We start from the raw sequence: 25,131 nt of genomic DNA, 5'->3' as shown, positions 1-25,131 counted from the left end.
GCCTTTCCAGACCCGATATCTACCGGCGAGCATAGCCGATATCGTCGGGTACAGGCCATGCCAGTCATCCAGCCGGATCGATTTCGCACCACCGATGTGCGCACTTTCGCACTCCGCGCCCCACTCTGCAGACCCATGTTTGAGCTTCTCGGGGGCCTCCCCCGATCAACCAAAGATCGCGTCGAAAGAGATGTCATGGGAAAGCTAGAGAATAAGACTGCAGTCATCACGGGTGGCGCGACGGGCATCGGCCTTGCCGCGGCAAAGCGCTTCATCGCGGAGGGCGCCTTTGTCTTCATCTTCGGCCGCCGGCAGGAAACGCTCGACGCGGCTGCGGCCGAACTCGGGCCCAATGCCCGCGCGGTCAAAGGCTCGGTTTCCGATCTGGCCGATCTCGACCGGCTTTACGCGGCAGTGAAGGCCGAGCGTGGAACGCTCGACGTCGTCTTCGCCAACGCCGGGGCGGGAAGCCCGCTTGCGCTGGGCGAGATCACCGCCGAGCATATCGACGATACCTTCGACACCAATGTGAAGGGTACGATTTTCACCGTCCAGAACGCCCTGCCGCTGATGGGCCCGGGCGGGTCGATCATCCTGACCGGATCGAGCGCCGGCACCACCGGCGCCCCGGCATTCAGCGCCTATAGCGCGAGCAAGGCGGCGGTGCGCAACCTCGCGCGGACCTGGGCCGAGGACCTGAAGGGCACCGGCATACGGGTAAACGTGCTGTCGCCCGGAGCGACGGCGACCGAACTCGCCAAGGAAGCGCTGGGCGAAGAGGGCCAGAAGGCCTTCGCCGCGATGACTCCGCTCCAGCGCATGGCCGATCCGGCGGAGATTGGGGCCGTGGCCGCCTTTCTCGCGTCGTCGGACAGCAGCTTCATGACCGCCAGCGAAGTCGCGGTCGACGGCGGCCTGGCGCAGCTCTGACGCCGGCGGCTCCACACACAAGCAAGGATAAGATTTATGAAGAAGCTTGAAGACAAGGTCGCGGTCATCACCGGCGGCAGCAGCGGAATCGGGTTGGCCACAGCCAAGCGCTTCGTCGAAGAAGGTGCGCATGTCGTGATCACCGGGCGGCGAGAGAAAGAGCTGGAGGAGGCTGCAGCCCTTATTGGAGAAAACGTTACGACGGTCGTCGGCGACGTATCGCGCTTGGAAGATCTGGATCGGCTCTACGCCGTCGTGAAAGAGAAACATGGTCGCATCGACATTCTCTTTGCGAACGCTGGCGCGGGGACCGTCGCTCCGCTCGAATTGGCAACCGAGGCCCATTTCGACCAGACCTTCGACGTGAACGTGAAGGGCTTGTTCTTTACGGTCCAAAAGGCACTTCCGCTCTTCAAAGACGGCGGATCGATTATCCTGACCTCCTCGGTCTCTAACATCATGGGATTGCCGGCATTTAGTGCCTACGCCGCGAGCAAGGCGGCCGTACGCAGCTTCTCGCGCGCTTGGACGCTCGAGCTCAAAGACCGCAAGATTCGGGTGAATACGATGAGCCCGGGACCGATCGACACCCCCGCTTTGGCGACAACGACGGGGCTAACCCCCGAGCAAGCCGAGCAAGCGGCCGCCCAATTTGCTTCGCAAGTCCCCATGGGTCGCAGGGGCCAGCCAGAGGAAATCGCGGCTGCCGTCACGTTCCTCGCCTCCGACGAAAGTTCCTACATCACCGGCGTCGATCTCGCCGTCGATGGCGGCCTGGCGCAAGTCTGACCCCAGGCATCACATACGATTGGAGACACGGCATGAGTTACGCAATCATCGGCTTCGGCGAGATCGGCCAGACCCTCGCCAAGACATTTGCGCGCAAGGGAATCGAGGTAGGCGTCGCGACCACCCGCGATCCGCAGAGCTTTGCATCCGTCGCGGCCGCGATCGGACGCGGGATCACGCCCAAAACGCTCGCGGAGGCGGTCAAGGCTGACGTCATCTTCCTGGCCGTCCGTTTCCATCAGCACACGGATGTCGCGAAGGCGTTGCCCAATTGGCAGGGCAAGATCATCGTCGACGTGACTAACGCATACGGCGTGCCCGATGAAGAACTGGGCGGACAGCCTTCCGCCAGGGTCGTCGAGCAGGCCTTTACCGGCGGCAAGCTGGTCAAGGGCTTCAACCATCTCGTCGGTTCGATCCTCGCTCAGGATCCGGCCGTACACGGCGGCAAGCGTGTCGTGTTCCTGACGAGCGACGACGACGCTGCGGCATCGGAAATCGGCGCGCTTGCGGAGAAGCTCGGCTTTGCGCCGATCAACCTGGGCGGGCTTTCGGAAGGCGGATTGCTTGTGCAGGCGCACGGCAATGTTTGGGGCCGGTTGATCTTCAAGGATTTGGTCAAGTTCGACTGATCAACACGACGTTCCCACCCACAGCAACACAACGGACGCGATCGGATCGAGCGGATCCGATCGCGAAAGGGGGGAATGGAGAGATCGCCATGAGTATCCAGAACAACGTTCAGACCGTGAAGGAGTTTTTCGCCGCGATCGGGAGCGGCGATAGAGGGGCTCTGCTGGCGCTGGTCGCCGAAGACATCGAGTGGATCATCCCGGGCAAGGATTGGCCGCTGGCCGGAACGCGCCGCGGGCACGCAGGGTTGGCGGATTTGCTCGAGACCGCCTCCAAGTCGATCGAAACGTCCACGGAACCGCGCGAGTTCGTAGCGCAGGGAGACCGGGTTCTGGTCGTCGGCTTTGCCGAAGGGAGGATCAAAGCCACGAACAAGACGTTCGAGGATGACTGGATCTTCGCCATCACGGTTCGAGACGGCAGGCTGACGAGCATCCGGGAGTATGTCGACACGCAGGCATTGGCGCGGGCCGCCGCGATGACGGGCCCGGAGAGTGCAGAAGGTCGGCCCGATGACGGCAGCGATCTGCGCGCTTCTTGATCCGGCTCGCCGCCTCGTCCGCGACGTGCCCGTCGCATGCCAAACTGCAACGGAGATCCCTATGTACGACCAATCCACACAATCCGAATTGATCCGGTTCGCACGCGTCGATGCGGGCTCCACCGTCATCGACGTCTATCCGGGCGACGGCAACTGGACCCGCCTCTTCTCCGACATCGTTGGACCCGAAGGACGGGTCTACAGCTTTGTCCCGGCCGAAGTCGCTCACTTCGAGAACGATCCGGTCGGCCTCATGCGGACGCTTGCCAAGGAACCGGGCCGAGCGAATGTCGAAGCCGTCTCGGCGGATCTGCTGGCGATGCCGGAAGTCACGCAACCAGCGGACGTTCTGTGGCTTCACCTGTTCTACCACGATCTCCACACCGAGCTGATCCAGTCCAAGGGTGCGACCGCAGCCGACTTCAATCGAGCCGTCTACGAGCGGCTGAAGCCTGGTGGGTCCTACGTCATCGTCGATCACGCCGCCGCCGCAGGGTCAGGCACGAGCGATACCCAATCGCTGCATCGGATCGATCCGGCGTCGGTCCGCGAGGAGGTGGAGGCGGCGGGCTTCTCGCTGGATGCGCAAAGCACCACGCTGGCGAATAAGGACGATCCGCACTCGATCAAGGTGTTCGACCCCTCGATCAAGGGCGAGACCGATCGCTTCGCCTATCGGTTCGTGAAGCGCTAACAGGTTCGTCCCGCCGATCGATGGAAGACGAACCCCGCGCTCATCGCCTGGGTCAGCAGAAGTCGTTCGCTCCGGTTACCTGCGTTGTCCGGCGGCTTCGAGAATGAGCTGGGCGATCTCCCCGGGATGAGAAATGAGGGAGAGGTGACTTGCCTTCACTTCGATGGTCTTGGCGCCCATGCGCTTGGCCATGAAGCGTTCGAGATCGGGGTTGATCGTCCGGTCCTCCGTCGAAACGGCATAGAAGCTCGGTTTCGACCGCCAGGCCGCGTGCGTGGTCTTTCCCGTCAGCAGGACTTTTTGGAACGGTTGCTGGACAGCGTAGAGGATCTTGGCCTTTTCTTTCGGCAGATCGCCCGCGAAATCGCGCAGGAACGCTGCTTCGCTGAGACGCCCCTCATCGCCGTCATAGACGATCCCGGCGGATGCCGGGGGCGTCGGAAACGTCTTCGCCAGAGCCGTATAGTCCTCACCGGAGTCCGGCGCCCGCGCCGCCACATAGACAAGTGCCGAGACGTTCGGATGAACGCCGGCCTCCGTGACGATCATTCCGGAGAATGAATGTCCAACCAGCACAGTCGGGCCGTCCTGACGGTCCAGCACGCGCTGCGCCGATGCGACTGCTTCAGGCAGCGTCGTCAGGGGATTCTGCACGGACGTGGCATTAAGCCCAGCTGCCTGCAAACGCGCGATCACCTCGGACCAGCATGAGCCGTCGGCGAATAATCCATGGACGAGGACGACATTGCGCGCCTTCGTCGGGACCGGAATCGCGGCCATGCCGCGGGCGGCAACCAGCGAGGCGGCAGCGCCGGCAGCCAGGCTGGCAGAGAAGGTTCGCCTGTCGATCATGTCGGTTGCTCCTTCACGGCCGGCGTCGGTGGACCGGCAGAACGATGCGAGACGATCACCGTCGCTTGAATGAAATCGACTATACCGTCACCGGAACCGCCAGCAAACTGCCGCTATTGGCCTGAAGTCCGGGTCGATGCGGTCGGCGTTCGAGAGGACGCCAAGCCAGTTGCCCCCTCGGGTCGCCTATGGGAGGAGCCAAGTCTCAGCCATCGCCAAGTGGTGGATTCACGTAATGAGCGCAGACGCATTCTTCTCCAAGGTCCGGACCTATACCGATCTGTCGGCGAAAGCCGAGCTGGCTTGGTCATCGCTCCTGCGGCCCCGGCAGTATCGCAAGGACGAGCCGTTCATTCGGGCGGGCGACGTCCCCACGACCTGCGCCTTCGTCGTCGAGGGTCTGCTCTGCCAGCATTATGTCGGCCGCGACGGCGACCTGGTCATTAAATATTTCTTCCCCGAAAACCGCATTGCCGCGTCGGTCAGCGCGACCTTGCTCGGCGAGCCCAGCCTATTCACGATCACGGCGATCGAAAACAGCGCCGTGCTCGAATATGAATTCGCCGCCTTCAAGGCGCTCGTCCGCGAAGTCCCCGACATTGCCGCTTTCTATATCAGCTATATGGAGCGCCACTGGATCATCGAAAAAGAGCCGGGCGAGATCGCCTTCCGGCATGACGACGCGATGCAGCGTTACGTCGATTTCATTCAGCGCGAGCCGGAGCTGCACCGGCGCTTGAAGCAGCACCACATCGCGGCCTGGCTGGGCATTACGCCGGAAAGCCTCAGCCGGTTGCGGAAAACGATCGCCATGCGGAGACCAGACAGTCGCTGACGCGATTTCATACCAAACATCAATTCTTCGCGGCCGACACGCCTCTACTCCTCCCTGACAAGCAATCGCCATGACGGTCATGGCGGAGCTTGGAACGGCAACTACCGCCTCCTTGTCGGCCGGTAGGACTTGCCGACCAGAGGAGCCCTATGATGGCGAAGACGATCTTTGTGAACCTGCCAGTGACCGACCTCGCTCGGTCCAAGGCGTTCTACGAGGCATTGGGATTTACCAACAACGCGCAGTTCAGCGATGAAACGGCGGCGTGCATGGTGTGGAGCGAGACGATCAACGTCATGCTCCTCACCCACCCCAAGTGGCAGGGCTTCACCAGCCGGCCGATCGCGCCGGCGACCTCGAGCGAAGTGATGCTGGCGATCTCGTGCGACAGCCGCGAGGCGGTCGATCAGATGAACGACGCCGCCGCCGACCATGGGGGCAATGCGGACATCAATCCGACGCAGGACCTCGGCTTCCTCTACAATCGCAGTCTGGCCGACCCCGATGGGCATGTCTGGGAAGCGGTGTGGATGGACATGTCGGGCTTTTCGAGCGCGGCGGATTGATCCGACCCATGGTTGCAAGGGGTGTGCTGCCGTCGCGGCAGCCACCCTTGCACGGCAAAGGAGACGACCATGTCGATCCAGTTCAATCACACCATCGTCTGGTGTCGCGACAAGCAGGCCTCGTCGCAATTCCTTACGGAAACCCTGGGCCTGCCGCCCGCCCGCCCCTTTCTGCACTTCATGGTCGTGCAACTCTCCAACGGGGTCTCGATGGACTTCATGGAGAAGACCGGCGAGGTCTCGCCCCAGCATTATGCCTTTCAGGTCGCGGAGCACGAGTTCGAGGACGTGCTGGCGCGGCTGCGATCCAGATCTCAGCCCATCTGGGCGGACCCGGCTAGAACGCTGGGCGGCCAGTTGAACCACCGGTTCAACGGCCGGGGCTTCTACTTCGACGATCCGAATGGACATCTCCTCGAATGTCTGACGGCCGCGCCGGAGATCTCACCTCCCGAGGAGGCACGGCCATGACTTTCAATGTGGAGCTCGCCTGCGCGCTGGGCATCCAGCAAGCGCCATCGACCTTTTGACGATCGGCGCCGGCCGTACCTCGCTCACATCGCGCCCTCCTTGCGTATTCGGGCAGCGAGCGAGCGTTCGGCCGCGCGGGCGTAGGCGCGGCAAGCTCCGGGTGCCGTTTGAAATCTTTCCTTGGCGCCGTACTGGTCGGCATGCGCTGTGATCAGAATATCGCAACGCATCGCCGCCATCGCGGCATAGCTGCGGTAAAACCCGGCGACGATGGGTCGACTTGATGGTGAGGTGAAGCGGTAGCCGTCCGCCGAAACCGGATTGAGGCTCGAGGCGAAAACGACCGACTTGCACTGCCGCGCCTGGCACGACCGCCAGGTCCAACTCATGCTGCCCATCGTGTGGCCCGGCGTGGCGCGCCCGGTAACGACGGTGTTGCCGAGCCGCAGTGTTTCGCCATCGCGAATGACCCGCACCGAGGGCACGGCCGGAAAGTGACTGTCATAGCCGCGCTGTGGATCGTCGTCGGCGAGGCGCCCCGATCGCAGCCCTTCTGCTCCGCGCGGGCTCGCGACGACCGTCGCTCCGGTATCGCGAGCCAGCGCCGCGATACCGCCGGCATGATCGAAATGCGGTTCGGTGCTGAGAATGTATTTGATGTCGCGAGGACGAAAGCCGAGCGTCGCGACATTGGCGAGGATCGTCGGCTCGGCCTGTGGCAACGCCCCATCGATGAGGATCAGGCCATCGCCGGTATCGATCAATGCGACGCTGAGCCCGCCGAAGCCCACAAGATAGCTATTGCCGAAAATGCGGACGGGAGGACGCGGAGCTAGCCATTCCGCCGCCCGTTCCGGGGCGATCGGTCGGGTCAGCGGATCGTCGCGATCGGCCGCGGCGGCGGGTCCAACGAGAGCAATGGCAACGATGACGGCGAGTTTGGCGAGCATGTCCTGTTCTCCTTCGCCGCCGTGATGCCGCCGGGTGGGATGAACGACAAAGCATCTTCTCTGGACAGAGCCATGAGCTGAATTCATGATCGGGCATGGATCGCGCTCGACTTCCGCTCAATGCCTTGCGAGCGTTCGAGGCAGCGGCACGCCATCTCAATTTTACCCGCGCCGCGATCGAATTGTGCGTCAGCCAGGGAGCGGTCAGCCATCAGGTCGCGCAGCTCGAACGTCGCCTGGGGACGCGCCTGTTCGATCGGCTGCCACGCGGACTGGCGTTGACCGACGACGGCCACGCCTTGGTGCCGGTGCTGGCAGAGACGTTCGATCGGATCGGCGCGACGCTGGATCGTTATGCCGATGGAGGGTTCCGGGACGCGCTTAGCATCGGCGTCGTCGGCACGTTCGCGACGGGCTGGCTGCTCGAAAGGCTGGACGGCTTCGCCGCGGCGCATCCGCACATCGAACTCCGCGTATCAATCAACAACAATCGGGTCGATCTTGCCGGCGAAGCGCTCGATTATGCGATCCGGTTCGGCGACGGCGCCTGGCATGGAACGCATGCCGAGCCGCTGATCGAGGCGCCACTGACCCCATTATGCTCGCCCGCCGTGGCGCAGCGATTGCGGACGCCGGGCGACCTCACCCGCGAACGACTGCTGCGATCCTATCGCGCCAGCGAATGGACCCGGTGGTTCGAGGCCGCAGGCGCCACACCACCCACGCTGCGGGGTCCTCTGTTCGATAGTTCCGCGCTGATGGTTGGCGCGGCAATGAGCGGCCTGGGCATCGCCCTTGCACCGAGGATCATGTTCGCGCGGGAGATGGCCGCGGATCGTCTCGTCCAGCCTTTCGCGGTCGAGGTCGATGCCGGCCGCTATTGGCTCACGCGGTTATTGTCCCGCAAGAGCCGAGTTGCCACGCGGATCTTTCGTGATTGGCTATTGGACGAAGTCGCGACTTAGGCTGGGCGTAGGTTTGACGAGGCCGGAATGGTCACCTCACTCCCACTCGATCGTTCCAGGTGGCTTTGAGGTATAATCGTAGGTGACCCTATTTATACCTCTGACTTCGTTGATGATTCTCGTCGCAACCCGTGACAGGAATTCGCCGGTGAAGTGATAGGCATCGGCGGTCATGCCATCGACCGAGGTCACGGCGCGCAGCGCCAGCACGTTGTCGTAAGTGCGGCCGTCGCCCATCACGCCGACCGAGCGCACCGGCAGCAGCACCGCGAATGCCTGCCAGATCGCGTCGTAGAGCCCGGCGTTGCGAATCTCCTCGAGATAGATCGCATCGGCCTTGCGCAGGATATCGCAGCGTTCCTTGCTCACTTCGCCCGGGATGCGGATAGCGAGGCCGGGTCCGGGGAACGGATGACGGCCGACGAAGATGTCGGGCAGGCCGAGCTCGCGGCCGAGCGCGCGCACCTCGTCCTTGAACAATTCGCGCAGTGGTTCGACCAGCTTCATGTTCATGCGATCGGGCAGGCCGCCGACATTGTGATGGCTCTTGATCGTCACCGACGGGCCGCCGGTGAACGACACGCTTTCGATCACGTCGGGATAGAGCGTGCCTTGCGCGAGGAAATCGGCGCCGCCGATCTTTTTCGCTTCATCCTCAAATACATCGATGAAGGTCTTGCCGATGAACTTGCGCTTCGCCTCGGGGTCGGTGACGCCCGCGAGGCCGCTCATGAACAATGTCTCGGCGTTCACGTGGACGAGCGGGATGTTGTAATGGCCGCGGAACAGGCTGACGACCTGATCGGCCTCGCCCGAGCGCATCAGGCCGTGATCGACGAACACGCAGGTCAGCTGATGACCGATCGCCTCGTGGATCAGCACCGCGGCGACCGCGCTGTCGACGCCGCCCGACAGGCCGCAGATGACGCGCTTGTCTCCGACCTGGGCGCGGATCTCGGCGATCTTGGCGGCGCGGAATTCGGCCATCGTCCAGTCGCCGGTCAGCCCGCAGACGTGACGCGCGAAATTGGCGATCAGCCGGGCGCCGTCGGGCGTGTGGACGACCTCCGGATGGAATTGCATCGCGTAATAGCGGCGGGTGTCGTCCGCGATCACCGCGAACGGTGCGCCGGCGCTGGCCGCTACGGGGCGGAAGCCGGGGGCGAGCGCGGTGACCTTGTCGCCATGGCTCATCCACACCTGGTGGGTCTCGCCTTCGGTCCATAGTCCGTCGAACAATTCGCAGCCGTCGTCGATCTCGATAAAGGCGCGGCCGAACTCGCCACTGTCGCCCAGCTCCACGGTGCCGCCCAGCTGATGCATCATCACCTGTTGGCCGTAACAGATGCCCATGATCGGCAGTCCGCTGTCGAGGATCGGCTGGGGAATACGCGGGCTATCGTCATCCAATACGCTGGCTGGGCTGCCCGACAGGATGATCCCGCGCGGCTTCATCCGCGTGAAGGCGTCCGCTGCCGACTGGAAGGGGGCGATTTCGGAGTAGACCCCCGCCTCTCGCACGCGGCGCGCGACGAGCTGCGTCACCTGGCTGCCGAAATCTACGATGAGGATCGAGTCGCTGTGCTGGTTCATGGCGCCCGATAGCGACTGATCTCCCCGAACGCCAGTTGGGGCGTCGCGAAACCTCTTCGTCGCCTCCGTATAAGTCCGAATACGATTTACACTTCACAAAAGTGCAGGAAATGTGTCATGATTCTGTAACATCGCGATCAAGCGATGGTTTTGGAAGGATGCAGACATGATCAAGACGGTAATATTCTCTTTGCTTGTCGCGGCGCCGCTGGCGGCGGTTCCGGCAGCGGCGGCCTCGAATGACGGCCAGACCACGGCGCTCGTCACGGCGCGCGACTCCGATGTCCGTTCGGCCGAAGCGCTTACCCGCGTCGCGCCCAAGGATGGCGGCGCCTATATCGAGCTCGCCCAGGCGTATTTGCGCGCAGACCGCACGGCGGATGCTGCTGCAGCCTATCGCCATGCGCTCGTGCTCGACAACGAGATGATGGAAACCAAGACCGGCGATGCGATCTGGTCGCGCAATGTCGCGCGCGCGGCGCTGGTACGCTTTCCCCAGATGTCCTCGCGCTGATTTAGAGGGGCGCGGCCCGGCTTCCCAGAGGGGGTCGGGCCGCGGCATGCCCGGGGGAACGGCCTGCCGCCGTTCGACGAAGCGGCGGGCGGCAGCTCAGCTGAAGGCCAGGCCTTCGAACTTGCCCGACCGCGTCCAGTCGTCGAGATACCGGAAGTAAGCGAAAGCCCCGAGCGGATAGCCGACCGCGAGCGCCGCCGCAGGGCCCGGATCCTTGCCCTCATTGTTATAGTAACCAGGCGTGCAATCGGGTGCGTTGCGCAACGTTCGCCCCGGTCCGGTCAGCAACAGATCGACCCAGGCCTCCTGCGCTTCCTGCGTCACCTCGACCTCTTTGGCGCCAATCGCTTCCGCGTGGCGAACGACTGCCGCGATCGCGCGCGCGGACTCGGTCAGATTGTGCGGGACGTTGGAGATCAGGTTCGCACCCTGGGTCGGCGTGACCACGAACATGTTGGGATAATCATGGACGTGGATGCCGTGCTTCGAGCGCATCCCCAGCGCCCAGCTGTCGGTCAATTTCACGCCGTTGCGGCCGATCACGTCGAAGCCGAGCAAGCTCTGCAAGTTCGTCCCGACATGGAAACCCGAGGCGTAGACGATGCAATCCACCTCATAATGCTTGCCGGCAACGACGAAGCCGGTCTCGTCGATCCGTTCGACTCCCTGCCCGTCGGTATCGATCAGATGCGTGCCGGGGGTGTTGAACGCCTGAAGATAGGCATCGTGGAAGCACGGACGCTTGCAGAGCTGGCGGTACCAGGCTTTCAGCTTCGCTGAGGTTTCCTTGTCCTCGACGATCGCGTCGACGCGATCGCGAATCTCCTCCATCTTCTCGAAGTCGGAATCCTCCCATACCGACATGATGTCGGTCAGGCTGCGCTTGTCGGGCGGCAGGGTCGCCACCCGCGCCTTGATCCGGCGCGACAGATCGGTCCAGCCGTCCTGGACCCAATCCTCCTCGATCATATTGCCCGGCGTCTGGTTGGCGGTGAAATTCTCCAGCCAGCGGCGCTGCCACCCCGGCGTGGCGATGCTCGCGAACCAGTCGGGGTCGATCGGTACGTTGTTGCGGACGTCGACCGACGAGGGCGTGCGCTGGACGACGTACAGTTCCTTGCAGGCTCGCGCGAGGTGCTGGACCGCCTGGACCGAGGTCGCGCCGGTGCCGATGATCGCGACGCGCTTGTCGGCCAGGCCAGTCATCAGCGCGCCCTTGGCGTCGCCGCCGGTATAGTCATAGTCCCACCGGCTGGTGTGGAACGACTTACCCTTGAAGCTGGTGAGGCCGGGAATGCCCGGCAGCTTGGCGACGTGGAGCGGACCGGTGCCGATGCCGACATATTTGGCGGTGAAGCGATCGTCGCGGTCGGTGGTGATCACCCAGAGCGACTGTTCGCCATCCCAAGTGACCTCGCGAATCTGGGTGTGGAACAGCGCCTTGTCGTAGAGATGGTATTGGCGGCCGATCCGCTGGCATTGCTCGAGGATTTCGGGGCCATGCGCGTATTTTTCGGTCGGCATATGCCCGGTTTCTTCGAGCAGCGGGATGTAGATCATCGATGCCGTATCGCATTGCGCTCCGGGATAGCGGTTCCAATACCAGGTGCCGCCGAAGTCGCCGCCCTTTTCGATGATGCGGAAATCGCTGATCCCGGCCTCGGCGAGCCGCGCACCCGTCACCAAGCCGGCAAACCCGCCGCCGACAAAGGCGAACGTCACATAGTCGGTGACCGGATCGCGCTCGGTGAATGGCGTGTGTGGATCGGCGGCATAATGCGCCAGATTGCCCTCGAGGTTGAGATATTGGGCGTTGCCGTCGTCGCGCAGGCGCTTGTCGCGCTCGGCGATATATTTCGCGAGCAGCGCCTTTTTGTCGATCGGCTTCTTGAGCGGGGTCTGGTCGTTCATGACCATACCCTATCTTTGAAAAACGGTCCGGCGCAAGATAGAAAGCGCCGGACCATAAACCCCATTCAGTCGATGGGATTCACATCGAGGCCAGTCCATCTGGCAATGAACGCCCAGTCGATCGCGGTCTCGTCGATGATCTTGTCGGTCGGCTTGCCCGATCCATGCCCGGCGCGCGTCTCGATCCGAACAAGGTGCGGCTTCGGGCCCAGATCCAGCGACTGGAGCATCGCGGTATATTTGAAGGTATGCCCCGGCACGACGCGATCGTCGGTATCGGCCGTCGCCGCCAGGATCGCCGGATAGGGCTTGCCCGTGCGGATGTTGTGATAAGGCGAATAGGCGTAGAGCGTTTTAAAATCCGCTTCCTTCGACGGATAGCCGTAATCGTCGACCCAATAGCGGCCGGCGGTGAATCGGTCGAAGCGCAGCATGTCCATCACCCCGACCTGAGGCAGCGCGGCGGCGAACAGATCGGGCCGCTGGTTGACCACCGCACCGATCAGCAGGCCGCCATTCGATCCGCCCTGGATCGCGAGCTGATCCTTGCCGGTATAGCCCTTGGCCTTGAGATACTCGCCCGCGGCGATGAAATCGTCGAACACGTTCTGCTTGTTGGCGAGCCGCCCGGCATCGTGCCATGCTTTGCCATATTCGCCGCCACCGCGGATGTTGGCGACCGCAAGCACTCCACCCTGTTCGAGCCAGGCGACGCGCGTCGCCGAGAAGGCGGGGGTCATCGAGATGTTGAACCCGCCATAAGCATAAAGCAGCGTCGGTGCAGGGCCGGTCACGCCTTTCTTGCGGACGATGAACATCGGCACCGTTGTCTTGTCCTTGGACGGATAGAAGACCTGGCTGACCTCATAACCGGCTGGATCGAACGCCACCTTGGGCTGCGCCCAGACGCTCGTCTTGCCGGTCGCGACGTCATAGCGATAGATCGTCGTCGGCGTGGTGTAGCTGGTGAAGGTGAAGAAGGTCTCGGGATTGTCGGCCTCGCCGCCGAACCCACCCGCAGCGCCAATACCCGGCAGCGTCACCTTGCCATCGGGCTTGCCGTCGAGCGTGAAGCGGCGGACCTCGCTTTTCACGTCGACCATATATTCGCCGATCAGCTTGCCGCCGATCAGGCTGGCGGTGTCGAGCACGGCCTTATCCTGCGGGATGACCTCGACCTCGGGCGGGATTGCCGAGCGCGCGTAGAGATTGGTCATCACCACCTTGTTGCGCGGCGCATCCTTGTTGGTCAGCCAGTAGAAATTGCCGCCCCGATTGCCGATCAGCCCCCACATATTGGCCATGCCGGTAAACAGCTTGCGCGGCATCGGATTGGGCGCGGTCAGGTCGATGACCGTCACGTCGTTGCGGTTGTCGGTGCCCTCGGTCGTATAGATGACCAGCCATTTGCCGTCGTCGGTGACGCCGGCGCCATGGCCCCATTTGGGATGATCGGGAGTCGCATAAACCAGGGCGTCCGCCGATTGCGGCGTGCCGAGCTTGTGGAAATAGACCGTCTGGTTCTCATTGGTCGACTGAAACTTCTTGCCTTCCGGCGGGGCAGCGAAGCGCGAATAATAGAAGCCGGAACCGTCCTTGGCCCAGGACAGGCCGGAGAATTTGACCCATTCGATATCGTCGTCGAGTACCTTGCCGGTGTCGACGTCGAGCACCTTGACCGTGCGCCAATCGGTGCCGCCGTCCTGGATCGCATAGACCAGCTTCTTGCCGTCCTCGCTTGGGGCCCATTCGCCGAGCGCGGTGGCACCGTCCTTCGACCAGCCATTGGGATCGATAAGCACCCTGCCCTGCCCATCGACGCCGTCGCGGACGAACAGCACCGCCTGATTCTGCAGACCGGTATTGTGCAGATAGAAATAGCGTCCGCCTTTGCGCTCGGGCTGGCCGAACCGCTCATAGTCGATCAGCTTCTTGAGACGTTCCTTGAACACGTCGCGGCCGGGCAGCGTCGCCAGATAGGCGTCGGTGACCTTGTTTTCCGCCTCGACCCACGCCGCGACCTTGGGATCGGTGCGGACGTCGTTTTCGAGCCAGCGATAGGGGTCGGCGACCTTCACGCCGAATTGCTCGTCGACGGTGTCGCCACGCTCAGTGGCGGGATAAGGGAGAGCGGTCATATCGGTTTTCGGAGAACTCGTCTGGGCAAGAGCGGGCGCGGCAAGCGCAATCAGGGTCAGCGGCAAGATATGGCGCATTCAGGGCTCCGCAAGCTAGCGTGGGGCATCCTGTTTATCAGGCGGCACACCGCGTTCAATGGCTGGAAGTGGCGCCGTTTCGGACCCATAACGGCCTTTAGGTGTTGTCCGCCCTGTAACAAGGAGAAGAAAAAATGATCCGCTCCCTCCCAATCGCAGCCATCATGCTGTCGTCGATTGCGCTCCCCGCAATGGCGCAAAGCGTGCCCGAGCAACGCCGCTGGGAAGCCGCCCAGCGCCGCTATGACAACGAAACCGCGATCTACGACCGCGCGCGTGCCGATTACGAAGCGGCGCAGCGGCGCGACCGCCGCTATAATAATGGCGGCTATAATAACGGCGGCTATAACGACCCGCGCTACAATGGTCCCAATGACGGCCAATATTCGACCGATTATGACGCCTCGCGTTATTATCGCGACGACCCGCGCTACCAGGAGCGCACGCTGAGCTCGAACGACCAGGTCTATCGTGGATCCGACGGGCGCTATTATTGCAAGCGCTCCGACGGCACGACCGGGCTGATCATCGGTGGCGCCGCCGGTGGCATCGTCGGCAACGTGATCGATGGCGGCCGCAACCGCGTCGCGGGCACGCTGATCGGCGGCGCTCTCGGCGCGCTCCTCGGCAAGAAGGTCGACCAGTCGAACAGCGAGTATAAGTGCCGCTGATGCATGCGGGCCGCGCTTCCATACGGAGCGCGGCCCAATAATTCGGGAGAAACCGCTCGCTTTCGATGTAGGCCTGAGCGGGATGGTTCCCCCAGCCCCGACATAGCCGAACTACAGCCGCCGACCCGATGCAGTTCGGAGCCGGTGGAAAAGAATGCCATTCGTACCCCCAACCAGAAGTAGAGTCGGCCGACTGGCCTATTGACAAAACAAACCGGTTGCCCTGTTCTACACAAGGAGGCGTCGAATGGACACCAACAAGGAACTGAATCGCCGTAAGTCATTGGCGCTCGCCGCTGCGCTGCCGCTGGCCGCAGCGTGGCAGCCGGCATTGGCGGCGGGCGGTCGGTTTGATCAGCAGCGCGGGTTCGATTTCCTGATCGGCGAGTGGCGTGTGCGCCATCGCAAGCTGCGCAAACGGTTGGCTGGCAATCACGAGTGGTTCGATTTCCCAGGCACGTTGTCGGTATCGCCGATCCTGAACGGCGCCGGGAATTTCGATCGCAACGAGCTGTCCGACCCCAGCGGACCTTACGAAGCGCACTCGCTGCGACTGTTCAGTACAGCGACCGGGCATTGGTCGATCTGGTGGCTGGATGGCCGCGCACCCGCGCTCGATCCGCCGGTGGTCGGCAGGTTCGAGGGTAAGCGCGGGACATTCTTCGCGGACGATGTCTTCGCGGGACGGCCGATTCGCGTACGCACGACTTACGAGCCGTTGAGTCCGACCATTGCGCAATGGACGCAGGCCTTTTCGGACGATGGCGAGCGGAGCTGGGAAACCAATTGGATCATGGACTTCACGAGGGCCAAGCAATGACGATAGCTGGGCTCGCTCGTCCGACCGGCGCCGGGGACTTCGATTTTATTCACGGATCCTGGCAAGTCCGCCATCGCAAGCTGCGGGACCGTTTGGTGGGAAGTACCGACTGGATCGCGTTCGGCGGCACCATGCATGCCGATCCGATCCTGGGCGGCTTGGGCAATTTCGACCAGAACGTCATCGATCAGCCGGAAGGACGCTACGAAGCCTGCACCTTGCGGCTATTCCATCCCGATACCGGGCAATGGTCGCTGCACTGGATCGACGGGCGCGATCCCAAGATCGATCCGCCGCTTTACGGCGCGTTCAAGGATGGCGTCGGAACCTTCTTCGGCGAGGACAGCTTCCGCGGCCGTCCGATCCGGCTGCGCTTCCTTTGGGAGCGGCCGACGCTGACCACGGCACGCTGGACCCAAGCCTTTTCGGCTGACGGCGGCGCCACCTGGGAGGTCAATTGGATCATGGAGTTCAGCCGGACATGAAGCGCGTTCCTTTTCTGTCGCTCGCCGCTGCCGGCATTGCGGCGCTTTCCGCTCCAGCCCCCGGCATCGCTGCCGACGACGCAGCGCCGCATCCGGTCATTGAGCTGCGCCAGTATAAGATCGTGCCGGGCAAGCGAGACGCCATGATCGCCCTGTTCGAGCGCGAGTTCGTCGAAAGCCAGGAAAAGCTGGGCATGCGGCTGGTCGGCCAATTCCGCGACCGCGACGATCCCAGCCGGTTCACGTGGATCCGCGCCTTCTCGTCGATGGAAGCGCGCGGCAAGGCGCTCAACGATTTCTATTTCGGGCCGGTCTGGCAAGCGCATCGCGGCGAGGCCAACCCGCTGCTCGACGACAATGACGACGTGCTGCTGTTGCGGCCCGCCTGGTCGGGATCTGGGTTCGGCTCACCAAGCGGGCAACGGCCGCCGCCGGGCGCCGACGGCAAACCGGCTGGGCTGGTCGTGGCGACGATCGAATATCTGTGGAAACAGCCAGACCAGGGATATGCGGCCTATTTCCGCGACACGCTGGCGCCTGCCTATCGCGCGGCCGGCCTACCGGTACTTGCCGCTTATAGCCCCGAGACCGAGCCCAACAATTTCCCGCGTCTCTATGTGCGGCAAAACGAGCGACTGCTGGTGTGGTTCACGCGCGTTGCCAGCCCTGCCGCCTATCAGTCCGCTCAACGCAAGCTGCGAGCGAGGGCGGTCTGGCGTGGGTCGCTACAGCCAGCATTGGCCAATTACCGTGAGCGCACCCCGCAAGTGCTGATGTTGTCGCCGACGCCGCGGTCGCTGCTGCGGTGACCGAACAAAAAAAGGCCCCGCTTCCGCGAGGCCTTTTTTCTATTTCGGGCGATGCCGCTCAGGCAGCGACGTCGTAATCCTCGTCGGTCATGACCGGGCCCGAATCCTGGCCCTTGGCCGAGACGTCACGATCGACGAACTCGATGATCGCCATCGGCGACGCATCCGACGCGCGGATGCCGGCCTTGATGACGCGGGTATAGCCACCGGCGCGCGAGGCGTAGCGCGGGCCGATCACGTCGAACAACTTCACCAGCTGCGCGTCGTCGAGCAAGCGCGCATGCGCCAGACGACGATTGGACAGGCCGCCCTTCTTCGCCAGCGTCACCAGCTTCTCGACGTACGGGCGAAGTTCCTTCGCCTTGGCGACGGTGGTGGTGATCTGCTCGTGCTTGATGAGCGCGGCCGCCATGTTGCGGAACAGGGCGAGACGATGCGCGGAGGTACGCTGAAGCTTACGACCGCCAACCTTATGACGCATTTCTTAGTCCTTTCAGTTCGTTAAGGGGCCGTTTCAGGTACCCCAGACCAGGTGGCGACGCGGACCACACCCAATCGTCACCCCCACGAAAGCGGGGGCCCATCTCCCGCCGTCGAACCCAGTCCCTCGTAAAGGAGCTGGGTCCCCGCTTTCGCGGGGATGACGGCGGATGGGCGTTAGCCCATGATTTCCTGTTCCAGCTTCTTGGCCATCTCTTCGATGTTCTCAGGCGGCCAGCCCGGGATTTCCATCCCGAGGCGGAGACCCATGCTCGACAGCACTTCCTTGATCTCGTTGAGCGACTTGCGGCCGAAATTTGGCGTGCGCAGCATCTCGGCTTCGGTCTTGCCGACCAGATCGCCGATATAGATGATGTTGTCGTTCTTGAGGCAGTTGGCCGAACGCACCGACAGTTCGAGCTCGTCGACCTTCTTGAGCAGGTAACGATTGATCTGCTGGGTGTCGCCCGAGACACCGGTATCCGACGGCGCCGCGGCGACGCCGATCGGCGCCGAGCGGGTGATCGCCGAATCGTCGAAGTGGACGAACAGCGCCAGCTGGTCCTGCAGGATGCGCGCGGCATAAGCGAGCGCGTCCTCCGGGGTCACCGTGCCGTCGGTTTCGACCGTCAGCGTCAGCTTGTCGTAATCGAGTTCCTGCCCGACGCGGGTGTTCTCGACCTTGTACGACACCTGGCGCACCGGCGAGTAAAGCGCGTCGACCGGGATCAAGCCGATCGGCGCATCGGCCGGACGGTTGGCGACCGCGGCGACATAGCCCTTACCGACATCGGCGGTCAGCTCCATGTTGAGCGTCGCACCCTCGTCGAGGTGGCAGATCACCAGGTCGGGGTTCATCACTTCGATGTCGCCCGACACGGCGATGTCCCCGGCCTTGACCTCTGCCGGGCCGGTGGCCGCGAGCTGGAGACGACGCGGACCTTCGCCCTGCATCTTCAGCGCGATCTGCTTCACGTTCAGCACGATGTCGGTCACGTCCTCACGGACGCCGGCAAGCGAGCTGAACTCGTGCAGCACGTTCTCGATCTTGATCGAAGTGACCGCCGCGCCCTGAAGGCTCGACAGCAACACGCGACGCAGCGCGTTGCCAAGGGTCAGACCAAAACCGCGCTCGAGCGGTTCGGCAACGAAGGTCGCCTTGCTCTTCCCATCGCCGCCCTTCTTTTCGAGCGCGTTGGGCTTCTTCAATTCCTGCCAGTTCTTTGCATTGACAGACACGGGGGCTTCCCTCTGTTGGGCCGGGGGTGGGGGTAACCCCTGCGGCCGTGGGCGAATGCCGGCGCAGCGCGATCAACCGCGCGCCGGCCAGACGAATTCAGACGCGGCGACGCTTGGACGGACGCACGCCATTGTGCGGGATCGAGGTCACGTCGCGGATCGAGGTGATCTGGAAGCCGACCGCTTGCAGCGCGCGAAGCGCCGACTCGCGGCCCGAACCCGGACCCTTGACCTCTACTTCGAGCGTGCGGACGCCGTGTTCGGCGGCCTTGCGGCCCGCGTCTTCGGCGGCAACCTGCGCCGCGTACGGGGTCGACTTGCGCGATCCCTTGAACCCCATCATCCCGGCGGACGACCAGCTGATCGCATTGCCCTGGGCATCGGTGATGGTGATCATGGTATTGTTGAAGCTGGCGTTCACATGGGCGACGCCGGCGGTGATGTTCTTGCGTTCGCGCCGACGAAGGCGCTGCGGTTCACGTGCCATTTTTCTATCCTAACCTTCGAAGCTGGAAGTAGCGGTGCGGGCTAGCGCGCCTGCTTACTTCTTCTTGCCGGCGATCGGCTTGGCCTTGCCCTTGCGAGTGCGCGCATTGGTATGCGTGCGCTGGCCACGGACGGGCAGACCCTTACGGTGGCGCAGGCCGCGATAGCAGGCCAGATCCATCAGGCGCTTGATGTTCATCGCGGTCTCGCGACGAAGATCGCCCTCGACCATATAGCCGGCGTCGATCGCTTCGCGGATCTGCAGCACTTCCTGGTCGGTCAGGTCCTGAACACGACGCTCTGGAGCGATGTTCAGCTTCGTGGTGATTTCCTTGGCTTTGGCCGGGCCAATGCCGTGGATATACTGAAGCGCGATCACTACGCGCTTGTTGGTCGGGATGTTGACACCCGCAATACGTGCCATGAAATTTATTCTCCTAGCTCCACGGGATACGGCATGGCTGCCACGTACCCCATCTCATCGCGATGCCCGAAACGCACGACAGCGGCGGACGCAGGCAAGCGCCGCCGGTCAGCCGGTGTATCGGAAGGGCGTTCACTTAGGGTCGAGTCGCTATACTGTCAAGCGCGGCTGCCAGTGGAATGCGCCAGTCGCCCGCGCTTCAGCGGATATCCGTGGCGGCATAACGATCGTCATCCGCTCGTCCCCGTCCATAACTGAGATCGCCGGTGTCGGGAAGCGTGTCGGCGGGTTGGACGAAGGACGCGTCGACGATCTCGGTACCACGATCCACCCCGCCCGCCGCCGTGGCTAGGTTGGCGTAGAACGGGTTCATCTCGGCCACCGTCTGATTGCCCGCCAAGATGCCGGTTCCGACTGCTGCCAGGATGCCCAAGCCGAGCCCGAGCGCCCAACGATTGCCGCGATCGACACGCACCGGCCATCCTCCTTCCAATGCCCACAGGTATCGAACGCGAGAAGGAAGATCGGCGTTCCCCGCTATTTCTTATCGTCTGGGCCGACGGGAGCAGGTGGCGGCGCCTCGGCCGCGGTCTTGAGCCCGTCAAGCTGGGTGCCGAGCACCCCATCGACGAGCGGGGCGAGTTTCTCGAACCCCGTCGGCGAATAGCCTCCGGCGACATAGGTCATCTTGACCTTGGTCGCCTTGTCGCCCTCCGGCGAGAGTTCGAACGTCATCGTCGCGACGATCGCCTCACCCTGGAGCGGGCCGAACGCGCCTTCCATCCGCAGCATCTTGCCCTTGTCGACGAAGATCAGTCGCGCATGCTGGACGCTGCCCCGGCCCGGCAGCTTCTCGCAGAAGCACCCCGTCGCCTGGCTGTCGATATAGAGATTGGCGGAATCGCCGGACCAAGTGTGTTCCTTTGACCACCAGCGTTGGGGAGCGCGCAGCGTTTCCCACACCGTGTCGGCCGAGGCGTCGATCGTGACGGTCTTTTCGACGACGAAGCCGGCGGCTTCGGTTTTCACGACATCGGCAATGGCGGGTGTTGTGACGATCGCAAACAGAACGGCGGCAATTGTGGCGCGGAACATGGTGGATCCCCCCTCAGGATGGAGGAAGACTATCGTGCCACAAGCTATCCGTCACTCCCGCGAAACACCCTCCCCTCACCCCAGCCACTTCCGTCATCCCAGCGCAAGCTGGGATCTCAAGCGGCGGCGCGATCGCTTTGTAAACCACGAGACCCCAGCTTTCGCTGGGGTGACGGTAGGGTGTTTCGCTAGGATGCCGACTATTTGCCAAAGGAAGACGACCGGGCCTCAGGCCCTATCGCCTTACTTACTGTCCAGCGCTGCCGCCACCGCCGCACTGACCTGGTCGATATCTGCCATGCCGTCGACCCGCGCCAGGATGCCGCGGGCTTCGTAGATCGGGATGATCGGCGCGGTCTTGCCGCGATACTCGGCCATCCGGGTGCGAACGGTTTCCTCGTTATCGTCGGGGCGGCGCTTGAATTCGGTCGAGCCGCAGACGTCGCAGACGCCGGTGACCTTGGGCTGCTTGAATGTGTCGTGATAGCCCTCGCCGCACTTGGCGCAGGTGTAGCGGCCAGTGATGCGTGTGACGAGCGCGTCCTCGTCGACGGTCAGCTCGATCACATGGTCGAGCTTGCGGCCGCGATCGGCGAGCAATTGATCGAGCGCCTCGGCCTGCGCGGCGGTACGCGGATAGCCGTCGAAGATCGCGCCCTCACCCGCCGTCATCTGATCGAGCCGCTCGCCGATGATCCCCGACACGACATCATCGGGCACCAGTTCGCCGGCATCCATGATCGCCTTGGCCTTGAGGCCGGTCGGCGTCCCCGCCTTCACCGCGGCGCGCAGCATGTCGCCGGTCGATAGCTGGACCATGCCGCGGTCAGCGACGAGCTTCGCCGCCTGGGTGCCCTTGCCGGCCCCGGGTGGGCCGAGGAGGATGATGTTCACGTATGCACCCCTTGTCTCCCTGTTGGCGCCGCCCCTCTTAACGGAGGCGGCCGCCCTTCAACTTCGCCTTCTTGATGAGGTCGCCATATTGGTGCGCCAGCAGATGCGACTGGATCTGGGTCACCGTGTCCATCGTCACGTTGACGACGATCAGCAGGCTGGTGCCGCCGAGGTAGAACGGGATCTTCAGCGCCGAGACGAGATATTCGGGCACCAGGCAGATTACCGCCAGATAGGCCGCGCCGATCACGGTGATGCGCGTCAGCACATAATCGAAATAGGCTTCGGTGTTCTTGCCCGGGCGAATGCCCGGGATGAACCCCCCATAGCGCTTCAGATTGTCCGCGGTCTCTTCGGGATTGAACACCACGGCGGTGTAGAAGAACGAGAAGAAGATGATGCCGAGCCCGTACAGCGTCATGTACAGGATCGAGCCGTGCTGGAGGTACTGGTTGAGGCTGATGACGACATCGCCCCACCAGGTATCGCCCTTTACCTTGTTGCCTGCGAGCTGAGTGATGGTCAGCGGCATCAGCAGCAGCGACGAGGCGAAGATCGGCGGGATCACGCCGGCGGTGTTGAGCTTGAGCGGCAAGTGGCTGCGATCGGACTGGACGCCGCGCTGGGTTTGTCGCTTTGGATATTGGATCAGGATGCGCCGTTGCGCGCGCTCCATGAAGCAGATGAACAGAATGATCGCGATCACCGCGGCGATGATCCCGAGCACCTGGAAACTGTCCATGCTGCCGGTGCGGCTGCCATTGATCAGATTGTAGATGTTGGTCGGCATGTTGGCGACGATGCCAGCCATGATGATCAGTGAAACGCCATTGCCGATGCCGCGGCTGGTGATCTGCTCGCCCAGCCACATCAGGAACATCGTGCCGCCGATCAGGCTGATCACCGCGCCGACGCGGAACAGCATGCCGGGTTCGACCACTGCCTGGACGCCGGCATTGGCGCCATAGGCTTCCAGCCCGACCGCGATGAACCAGCCTTGCACCGCAGTCAGCGCGACGGTGCCGTAGCGGGTATATTGGTTGAGCCGCTTGCGCCCGCTCTCACCCTCTTTCTTGATCGCGGCGAGCGTCGGCGACAGCGAGGTCGCGAGCTGCACCACGATCGAGGCGGTGATATAGGGCATCACGCCGAGCGCGGTCAGCGACATGCGCTTGAGCGACCCGCCCGAGAAATTGTTGAAGAAGTCGAGCACACCGCCATTGGTCTGGTTCGACAGCACGCCGAGCGCGGTCGGGTCGACGCCCGGCAGCGGGACGTAGCTGAGCAGGCGGAAGACGATCAGCGCGCCGATCGTGAACCACAGCCGCTTCTTGAGGTCGGTCGCCTGGGCGAACTTGGAAAGGTTGAGCCCTGAGGCCAGACTATCGGCTGCGGATGCCATTTATTTGATCGTCCCGAAATAAAAACGGCGGAGATGCGTGTTCCGCGCCCCCGCCGCTCATATAGGCGCCCATTCGGCCTTGTCACCTATCGCCCGTCGCACAAGCGACGGACCGGTGTGGATTACTTCTTCGCGGCAGCCTGCTTGGCTTCCTTGTCGGCCTTGCGCTCGCGATACTTGACGCCCTTCTTGGCAGCAGCCTTGTCGGCGGCGGAGACGAGCTCGATGACCTCGACTTTACCGCCAGCCTTCTCGACCGCCTCGATCGCGCCCTTCGACGCGCCGGCGACCAGGAAGCTGAGCTTGGCGGTAACTTCGCCCTTGCCGAGCAGACGGACGCCATGCTTGCCGCCGCGCGCCAGGCCTGCGGCCTTCAGCGCGGCGTGGTCGATCGTGCCCTTGGCATCGAGCTTGCCGGCGTCGACCGCCTTCTGGATTGCGCCGAGGTTCACCTCGGCATGGTCCTTGGCGAAGATGTTGTTGAAGCCACGCTTTGGCAGACGCATGTGGAGCGGCATCTGGCCGCCCTCGAAGCCCGCGATCGAGACGCCTTCGCGGCTCTTCTGGCCCTTCTGGCCACGACCGGCGGTCTTGCCCTTGCCCGAGCCGATGCCACGGCCGACGCGGATCTTGCGATGGCGCGCGCCCTGGTTGTCGCGCAGTTCGTTCAATTTCATATCATGCACTCGCTTTCGCTTTTGTCGCGCAAGCTCCCGCGAACGGTAGCTTTATCCCCTCTCGCCTGCGGGAGAGGTACGGAGACTTGGCAGCTTGCTGCCTAGTCGAAGTGGTGAGGGTCTTCTTTCTTCTTCGTTACCGCAACACCGCGGAGAAGAAGGAAGAAGACCCTCACCCAACCCTCTCCCGCAAGCGGGAGAGGGCTAGATGGGTTACTCGGCGACGCTCACCATGTGAGCGACCTTCTTGATCATGCCGCGAACCTCGGGCGTATCCTTCAGCTCGACGGTCCGGTGCATCTTGTTGAGCCCCAGACCGATCAGCGTGGCACGCTGGTCCTTGGTGCGGCGGATCGGCGAACCGGTCTGGGTGATCTTCACCGTGCCGATCGCGGCGTCCTTCTTGGCTGCCATGTCGATTACTCCGCGATCGCCAGGGCTTCAGCCTCGGCCGCGCCCTTGTCGGCGCCACCGCGGCCGAGCAGGTCGGCGATCTTCTTACCGCGCCGCTGCGCAACCGACTTCGGCGAAGTCTGGTCGCCCAACGCCTCGAAGGTGGCGCGGATCATGTTGTAGGGGTTCGACGTGCCGACCGACTTGGTCACCACGTCGGCGACGCCGAGCGATTCGAACACGGCGCGCATCGGACCGCCGGCGATGATGCCGGTACCCTGCGGCGCCGAGCGCAGCGTGACCTTGCCCGCACCGAAATGGCCGTTGCCATCATGGTGCAGCGTGCGGCCTTCGCGCAGCGGAACGCGGATCATGTGCTTCTTGGCAGCGGCAGTCGCCTTGGAGATCGCCTCCGGCACTTCGCGCGCCTTGCCGTGACCGAAGCCGACCCGGCCCTTGCCGTCGCCCACCACGACCAGCGCCGCGAAGCCGAAGCGCTTGCCGCCCTTCACCGTCTTCGAGACGCGGTTGATGTGGACGAGCTTTTCGATCAGCTCTTCGCCGCCGTCGTCGCTGCCCTGGCCACGACGATCGTCGCGACGTCCGCCGCGGCCGCCATCACGGCCGCCACGATTGCCGCCACCGCCGCCGCCGCCCGGGCCACCGCGACCACGACCACCGCGACCGCCGCCGCCACCACCACGGCCGCCCTGGGGCGCCTCATGGGCAGTGGTCGCTTCGACCGCAGGCGCATCGACGGGAGCGTCGACCGTCGGGTTGGTTTCGTCAGCCATTC

At 63.4% G+C, this 25,131-nt stretch carries 30 protein-coding genes; 14 read left to right on the top strand and 16 right to left on the bottom strand.

Annotation, left to right across the window (positions count from 1 at the left end; genetic code table 11):
- The first annotated feature begins 195 nt into the window (after nucleotides 1-195).
- From SAS01S_RS01585 to SAS01S_RS01565, 5 genes are all read left to right on the top strand, one after another.
- Nucleotides 196-930 carry an SDR family NAD(P)-dependent oxidoreductase gene (locus SAS01S_RS01585; protein WP_066803731.1) on the top strand — a complete coding sequence of 245 codons (735 nt, stop codon included), beginning with the start codon at nucleotides 196-198 and terminating at the stop codon, nucleotides 928-930.
- 36 nt (nucleotides 931-966) lie between these two features.
- On the top strand, nucleotides 967-1,719 hold the full coding sequence (locus tag SAS01S_RS01580) for an SDR family NAD(P)-dependent oxidoreductase (RefSeq protein ID WP_066803728.1): 753 nt from the start codon (nucleotides 967-969) through the stop codon (nucleotides 1,717-1,719).
- Nucleotides 1,716-2,351 carry an NADPH-dependent F420 reductase gene (locus SAS01S_RS01575; protein ID WP_245656711.1) on the top strand — a complete coding sequence of 212 codons (636 nt, stop codon included), beginning with the start codon at nucleotides 1,716-1,718 and terminating at the stop codon, nucleotides 2,349-2,351. The genes SAS01S_RS01580 and SAS01S_RS01575 overlap by 4 nt, the downstream gene beginning before the upstream one ends.
- Nucleotides 2,352-2,440: 89 nt before the next feature.
- Nucleotides 2,441-2,893, top strand: a complete 453-nt coding sequence (locus tag SAS01S_RS01570; RefSeq protein WP_066803722.1) for a nuclear transport factor 2 family protein — start codon at nucleotides 2,441-2,443, stop codon at nucleotides 2,891-2,893.
- On the top strand, nucleotides 2,865-3,587 hold the full coding sequence (locus SAS01S_RS01565; protein WP_245656709.1) for a class I SAM-dependent methyltransferase: 723 nt from the start codon (nucleotides 2,865-2,867) through the stop codon (nucleotides 3,585-3,587). Before SAS01S_RS01570 ends, SAS01S_RS01565 begins: the two co-directional genes overlap by 29 nt.
- Nucleotides 3,588-3,662: 75 nt before the next feature.
- On the opposite strand, the gene SAS01S_RS01560 is transcribed toward SAS01S_RS01565, so the two are convergent.
- Nucleotides 3,663-4,439, bottom strand: coding sequence for an alpha/beta fold hydrolase (locus tag SAS01S_RS01560; RefSeq protein ID WP_066803715.1), 777 nt, complete (start codon nucleotides 4,437-4,439; stop codon nucleotides 3,663-3,665).
- A 235-nt stretch (nucleotides 4,440-4,674) separates the two neighbouring features.
- Here SAS01S_RS01560 and SAS01S_RS01555 point away from each other — a divergent pair, with 235 nt between their 5' ends.
- The 3 genes from SAS01S_RS01555 (at nucleotide 4,675) to SAS01S_RS01545 (ending at nucleotide 6,311) form a co-directional block, all read left to right on the top strand.
- On the top strand, nucleotides 4,675-5,274 hold the full coding sequence (locus SAS01S_RS01555) for a Crp/Fnr family transcriptional regulator (protein WP_066803713.1): 600 nt from the start codon (nucleotides 4,675-4,677) through the stop codon (nucleotides 5,272-5,274).
- 152 nt (nucleotides 5,275-5,426) lie between these two features.
- Nucleotides 5,427-5,840: a VOC family protein gene (locus SAS01S_RS01550; protein ID WP_066803823.1), complete on the top strand. Its 414-nt coding sequence runs from the start codon at nucleotides 5,427-5,429 to the stop codon at nucleotides 5,838-5,840.
- Between the two features lie 69 nt (nucleotides 5,841-5,909).
- Nucleotides 5,910-6,311, top strand: a complete 402-nt coding sequence (locus tag SAS01S_RS01545; protein WP_066803710.1) for a VOC family protein — start codon at nucleotides 5,910-5,912, stop codon at nucleotides 6,309-6,311.
- Nucleotides 6,312-6,394: 83 nt separating this feature from the next.
- Here the strand turns inward: SAS01S_RS01545 and bla are convergent, their stop codons facing one another.
- The gene (gene bla / locus SAS01S_RS01540) at nucleotides 6,395-7,261 is read right to left on the bottom strand and encodes a subclass B3 metallo-beta-lactamase (protein ID WP_066803707.1); all 867 of its coding nucleotides are present in this window, start codon (nucleotides 7,259-7,261) and stop codon (nucleotides 6,395-6,397) included.
- Nucleotides 7,262-7,356: 95 nt separating this feature from the next.
- Between bla and SAS01S_RS01535 the strand changes: the two genes are divergently transcribed.
- Nucleotides 7,357-8,226, top strand: a complete 870-nt coding sequence (locus tag SAS01S_RS01535; protein ID WP_066803705.1) for a LysR family transcriptional regulator — start codon at nucleotides 7,357-7,359, stop codon at nucleotides 8,224-8,226.
- Between the two features lie 36 nt (nucleotides 8,227-8,262).
- Here SAS01S_RS01535 and guaA read toward each other — a convergent pair whose 3' ends face one another.
- Nucleotides 8,263-9,819, bottom strand: coding sequence for a glutamine-hydrolyzing GMP synthase (gene guaA / locus SAS01S_RS01530; protein ID WP_066803703.1), 1,557 nt, complete (start codon nucleotides 9,817-9,819; stop codon nucleotides 8,263-8,265).
- A 166-nt stretch (nucleotides 9,820-9,985) separates the two neighbouring features.
- Here guaA and SAS01S_RS01525 point away from each other — a divergent pair, with 166 nt between their 5' ends.
- Nucleotides 9,986-10,333 (top strand): hypothetical protein, encoded by a 348-nt coding sequence (locus SAS01S_RS01525; RefSeq protein ID WP_245656708.1) that lies wholly within the window; start codon nucleotides 9,986-9,988, stop codon nucleotides 10,331-10,333.
- A gap of 96 nt (nucleotides 10,334-10,429) precedes the next feature.
- Here the strand turns inward: SAS01S_RS01525 and SAS01S_RS01520 are convergent, their stop codons facing one another.
- Both SAS01S_RS01520 and SAS01S_RS01515 read right to left on the bottom strand, forming a co-directional pair.
- Nucleotides 10,430-12,244, bottom strand: a complete 1,815-nt coding sequence (locus SAS01S_RS01520; RefSeq protein WP_218016228.1) for a flavin-containing monooxygenase — start codon at nucleotides 12,242-12,244, stop codon at nucleotides 10,430-10,432.
- Between the two features lie 65 nt (nucleotides 12,245-12,309).
- A complete protein-coding gene (locus tag SAS01S_RS01515) occupies nucleotides 12,310-14,460 on the bottom strand; it encodes a prolyl oligopeptidase family serine peptidase (RefSeq protein WP_066803701.1) in 2,151 nt (716 codons plus the stop codon).
- A 134-nt stretch (nucleotides 14,461-14,594) separates the two neighbouring features.
- Here SAS01S_RS01515 and SAS01S_RS01510 point away from each other — a divergent pair, with 134 nt between their 5' ends.
- From SAS01S_RS01510 to SAS01S_RS01495, 4 genes are all read left to right on the top strand, one after another.
- Nucleotides 14,595-15,131, top strand: a complete 537-nt coding sequence (locus tag SAS01S_RS01510) for a glycine zipper 2TM domain-containing protein (RefSeq protein WP_066803689.1) — start codon at nucleotides 14,595-14,597, stop codon at nucleotides 15,129-15,131.
- A gap of 247 nt (nucleotides 15,132-15,378) precedes the next feature.
- Nucleotides 15,379-15,951, top strand: a complete 573-nt coding sequence (locus SAS01S_RS01505) for a DUF1579 domain-containing protein (protein WP_218016227.1) — start codon at nucleotides 15,379-15,381, stop codon at nucleotides 15,949-15,951.
- Nucleotides 15,952-16,046: 95 nt separating this feature from the next.
- A complete protein-coding gene (locus SAS01S_RS01500) occupies nucleotides 16,047-16,436 on the top strand; it encodes a hypothetical protein (RefSeq protein WP_218016226.1) in 390 nt (129 codons plus the stop codon).
- Entirely contained in the window at nucleotides 16,433-17,245 is an 813-nt protein-coding gene (locus SAS01S_RS01495; RefSeq protein ID WP_066803683.1) for an NIPSNAP family protein, read from the top strand. Before SAS01S_RS01500 ends, SAS01S_RS01495 begins: the two co-directional genes overlap by 4 nt.
- Before the next feature lie 58 nt (nucleotides 17,246-17,303).
- On the opposite strand, the gene rplQ is transcribed toward SAS01S_RS01495, so the two are convergent.
- The 11 genes from rplQ to rpsE all read right to left on the bottom strand — a co-directional run bounded on the left by rplQ (nucleotide 17,304) and on the right by rpsE (nucleotide 25,129).
- A complete protein-coding gene (gene rplQ / locus SAS01S_RS01490; RefSeq protein WP_066803680.1) occupies nucleotides 17,304-17,726 on the bottom strand; it encodes a 50S ribosomal protein L17 in 423 nt (140 codons plus the stop codon).
- 176 nt (nucleotides 17,727-17,902) lie between these two features.
- Complete coding sequence (locus SAS01S_RS01485; RefSeq protein WP_066583937.1) at nucleotides 17,903-18,964, bottom strand: DNA-directed RNA polymerase subunit alpha; 1,062 nt, start codon at nucleotides 18,962-18,964, stop codon at nucleotides 17,903-17,905.
- A gap of 97 nt (nucleotides 18,965-19,061) precedes the next feature.
- Nucleotides 19,062-19,451, bottom strand: coding sequence for a 30S ribosomal protein S11 (gene rpsK, locus SAS01S_RS01480; RefSeq protein WP_066583941.1), 390 nt, complete (start codon nucleotides 19,449-19,451; stop codon nucleotides 19,062-19,064).
- 54 nt (nucleotides 19,452-19,505) lie between these two features.
- Nucleotides 19,506-19,874, bottom strand: a complete 369-nt coding sequence (rpsM, locus tag SAS01S_RS01475) for a 30S ribosomal protein S13 (protein ID WP_066803677.1) — start codon at nucleotides 19,872-19,874, stop codon at nucleotides 19,506-19,508.
- A gap of 199 nt (nucleotides 19,875-20,073) precedes the next feature.
- Nucleotides 20,074-20,349, bottom strand: a complete 276-nt coding sequence (locus SAS01S_RS01470; protein WP_066803675.1) for a hypothetical protein — start codon at nucleotides 20,347-20,349, stop codon at nucleotides 20,074-20,076.
- Between the two features lie 62 nt (nucleotides 20,350-20,411).
- Nucleotides 20,412-20,969: an SRPBCC family protein gene (locus tag SAS01S_RS01465; RefSeq protein WP_066803672.1), complete on the bottom strand. Its 558-nt coding sequence runs from the start codon at nucleotides 20,967-20,969 to the stop codon at nucleotides 20,412-20,414.
- A 243-nt stretch (nucleotides 20,970-21,212) separates the two neighbouring features.
- A complete protein-coding gene (locus SAS01S_RS01460) occupies nucleotides 21,213-21,863 on the bottom strand; it encodes an adenylate kinase (protein ID WP_066803669.1) in 651 nt (216 codons plus the stop codon).
- Between the two features lie 37 nt (nucleotides 21,864-21,900).
- Nucleotides 21,901-23,265, bottom strand: a complete 1,365-nt coding sequence (gene secY / locus SAS01S_RS01455) for a preprotein translocase subunit SecY (RefSeq protein ID WP_066803667.1) — start codon at nucleotides 23,263-23,265, stop codon at nucleotides 21,901-21,903.
- A 122-nt stretch (nucleotides 23,266-23,387) separates the two neighbouring features.
- Nucleotides 23,388-23,942, bottom strand: coding sequence for a 50S ribosomal protein L15 (rplO, locus tag SAS01S_RS01450; RefSeq protein ID WP_066803664.1), 555 nt, complete (start codon nucleotides 23,940-23,942; stop codon nucleotides 23,388-23,390).
- A gap of 213 nt (nucleotides 23,943-24,155) precedes the next feature.
- The gene (gene rpmD, locus SAS01S_RS01445) at nucleotides 24,156-24,332 is read right to left on the bottom strand and encodes a 50S ribosomal protein L30 (RefSeq protein ID WP_066803810.1); all 177 of its coding nucleotides are present in this window, start codon (nucleotides 24,330-24,332) and stop codon (nucleotides 24,156-24,158) included.
- 29 nt (nucleotides 24,333-24,361) lie between these two features.
- On the bottom strand, nucleotides 24,362-25,129 hold the full coding sequence (rpsE, locus tag SAS01S_RS01440) for a 30S ribosomal protein S5 (protein WP_066803661.1): 768 nt from the start codon (nucleotides 25,127-25,129) through the stop codon (nucleotides 24,362-24,364).
- Between the last annotated feature and the right edge of the window lie 2 nt (nucleotides 25,130-25,131).

Origin of the sequence: Sphingomonas asaccharolytica NBRC 15499 (genome assembly GCF_001598355.1) — a bacterium.
Taxonomy (GTDB): Bacteria; Pseudomonadota; Alphaproteobacteria; order Sphingomonadales; family Sphingomonadaceae; genus Sphingomonas; species Sphingomonas asaccharolytica.
The sequence above is the reverse complement of the archived record's forward strand: the minus strand, read 5'-3'. Positions and strand labels throughout refer to the sequence as shown.

What these genes read in the sequence shown, in the direction of transcription:
- SAS01S_RS01520 (WP_218016228.1), bottom strand. Translation starts at nt 12,244, where the DNA reads ATGAACGACCAGACCCCGCTCAAGAAGCCGATCGACAAAAAGGCGCTG.
- SAS01S_RS01495 (WP_066803683.1), top strand. Translation starts at nt 16,433, where the DNA reads ATGAAGCGCGTTCCTTTTCTGTCGCTCGCCGCTGCCGGCATTGCGGCG.
- SAS01S_RS01545 (WP_066803710.1), top strand. Translation starts at nt 5,910, where the DNA reads ATGTCGATCCAGTTCAATCACACCATCGTCTGGTGTCGCGACAAGCAG.
- SAS01S_RS01525 (WP_245656708.1), top strand. Translation starts at nt 9,986, where the DNA reads ATGATCAAGACGGTAATATTCTCTTTGCTTGTCGCGGCGCCGCTGGCG.
- SAS01S_RS01570 (WP_066803722.1), top strand. Translation starts at nt 2,441, where the DNA reads ATGAGTATCCAGAACAACGTTCAGACCGTGAAGGAGTTTTTCGCCGCG.
- rpsK (WP_066583941.1), bottom strand. Translation starts at nt 19,451, where the DNA reads ATGGCACGTGAACCGCAGCGCCTTCGTCGGCGCGAACGCAAGAACATC.
- SAS01S_RS01580 (WP_066803728.1), top strand. Translation starts at nt 967, where the DNA reads ATGAAGAAGCTTGAAGACAAGGTCGCGGTCATCACCGGCGGCAGCAGC.
- rpsE (WP_066803661.1), bottom strand. Translation starts at nt 25,129, where the DNA reads ATGGCTGACGAAACCAACCCGACGGTCGACGCTCCCGTCGATGCGCCT.
- SAS01S_RS01465 (WP_066803672.1), bottom strand. Translation starts at nt 20,969, where the DNA reads ATGTTCCGCGCCACAATTGCCGCCGTTCTGTTTGCGATCGTCACAACA.
- SAS01S_RS01535 (WP_066803705.1), top strand. Translation starts at nt 7,357, where the DNA reads ATGGATCGCGCTCGACTTCCGCTCAATGCCTTGCGAGCGTTCGAGGCA.
- SAS01S_RS01585 (WP_066803731.1), top strand. Translation starts at nt 196, where the DNA reads ATGGGAAAGCTAGAGAATAAGACTGCAGTCATCACGGGTGGCGCGACG.
- SAS01S_RS01560 (WP_066803715.1), bottom strand. Translation starts at nt 4,439, where the DNA reads ATGATCGACAGGCGAACCTTCTCTGCCAGCCTGGCTGCCGGCGCTGCC.
- secY (WP_066803667.1), bottom strand. Translation starts at nt 23,265, where the DNA reads ATGGCATCCGCAGCCGATAGTCTGGCCTCAGGGCTCAACCTTTCCAAG.
- bla (WP_066803707.1), bottom strand. Translation starts at nt 7,261, where the DNA reads ATGCTCGCCAAACTCGCCGTCATCGTTGCCATTGCTCTCGTTGGACCC.
- SAS01S_RS01510 (WP_066803689.1), top strand. Translation starts at nt 14,595, where the DNA reads ATGATCCGCTCCCTCCCAATCGCAGCCATCATGCTGTCGTCGATTGCG.
- rpsM (WP_066803677.1), bottom strand. Translation starts at nt 19,874, where the DNA reads ATGGCACGTATTGCGGGTGTCAACATCCCGACCAACAAGCGCGTAGTG.
- guaA (WP_066803703.1), bottom strand. Translation starts at nt 9,819, where the DNA reads ATGAACCAGCACAGCGACTCGATCCTCATCGTAGATTTCGGCAGCCAG.
- SAS01S_RS01505 (WP_218016227.1), top strand. Translation starts at nt 15,379, where the DNA reads ATGGACACCAACAAGGAACTGAATCGCCGTAAGTCATTGGCGCTCGCC.
- rplQ (WP_066803680.1), bottom strand. Translation starts at nt 17,726, where the DNA reads ATGCGTCATAAGGTTGGCGGTCGTAAGCTTCAGCGTACCTCCGCGCAT.
- SAS01S_RS01565 (WP_245656709.1), top strand. Translation starts at nt 2,865, where the DNA reads ATGACGGCAGCGATCTGCGCGCTTCTTGATCCGGCTCGCCGCCTCGTC.
- SAS01S_RS01555 (WP_066803713.1), top strand. Translation starts at nt 4,675, where the DNA reads ATGAGCGCAGACGCATTCTTCTCCAAGGTCCGGACCTATACCGATCTG.
- rplO (WP_066803664.1), bottom strand. Translation starts at nt 23,942, where the DNA reads ATGAAATTGAACGAACTGCGCGACAACCAGGGCGCGCGCCATCGCAAG.
- SAS01S_RS01515 (WP_066803701.1), bottom strand. Translation starts at nt 14,460, where the DNA reads ATGCGCCATATCTTGCCGCTGACCCTGATTGCGCTTGCCGCGCCCGCT.
- SAS01S_RS01550 (WP_066803823.1), top strand. Translation starts at nt 5,427, where the DNA reads ATGGCGAAGACGATCTTTGTGAACCTGCCAGTGACCGACCTCGCTCGG.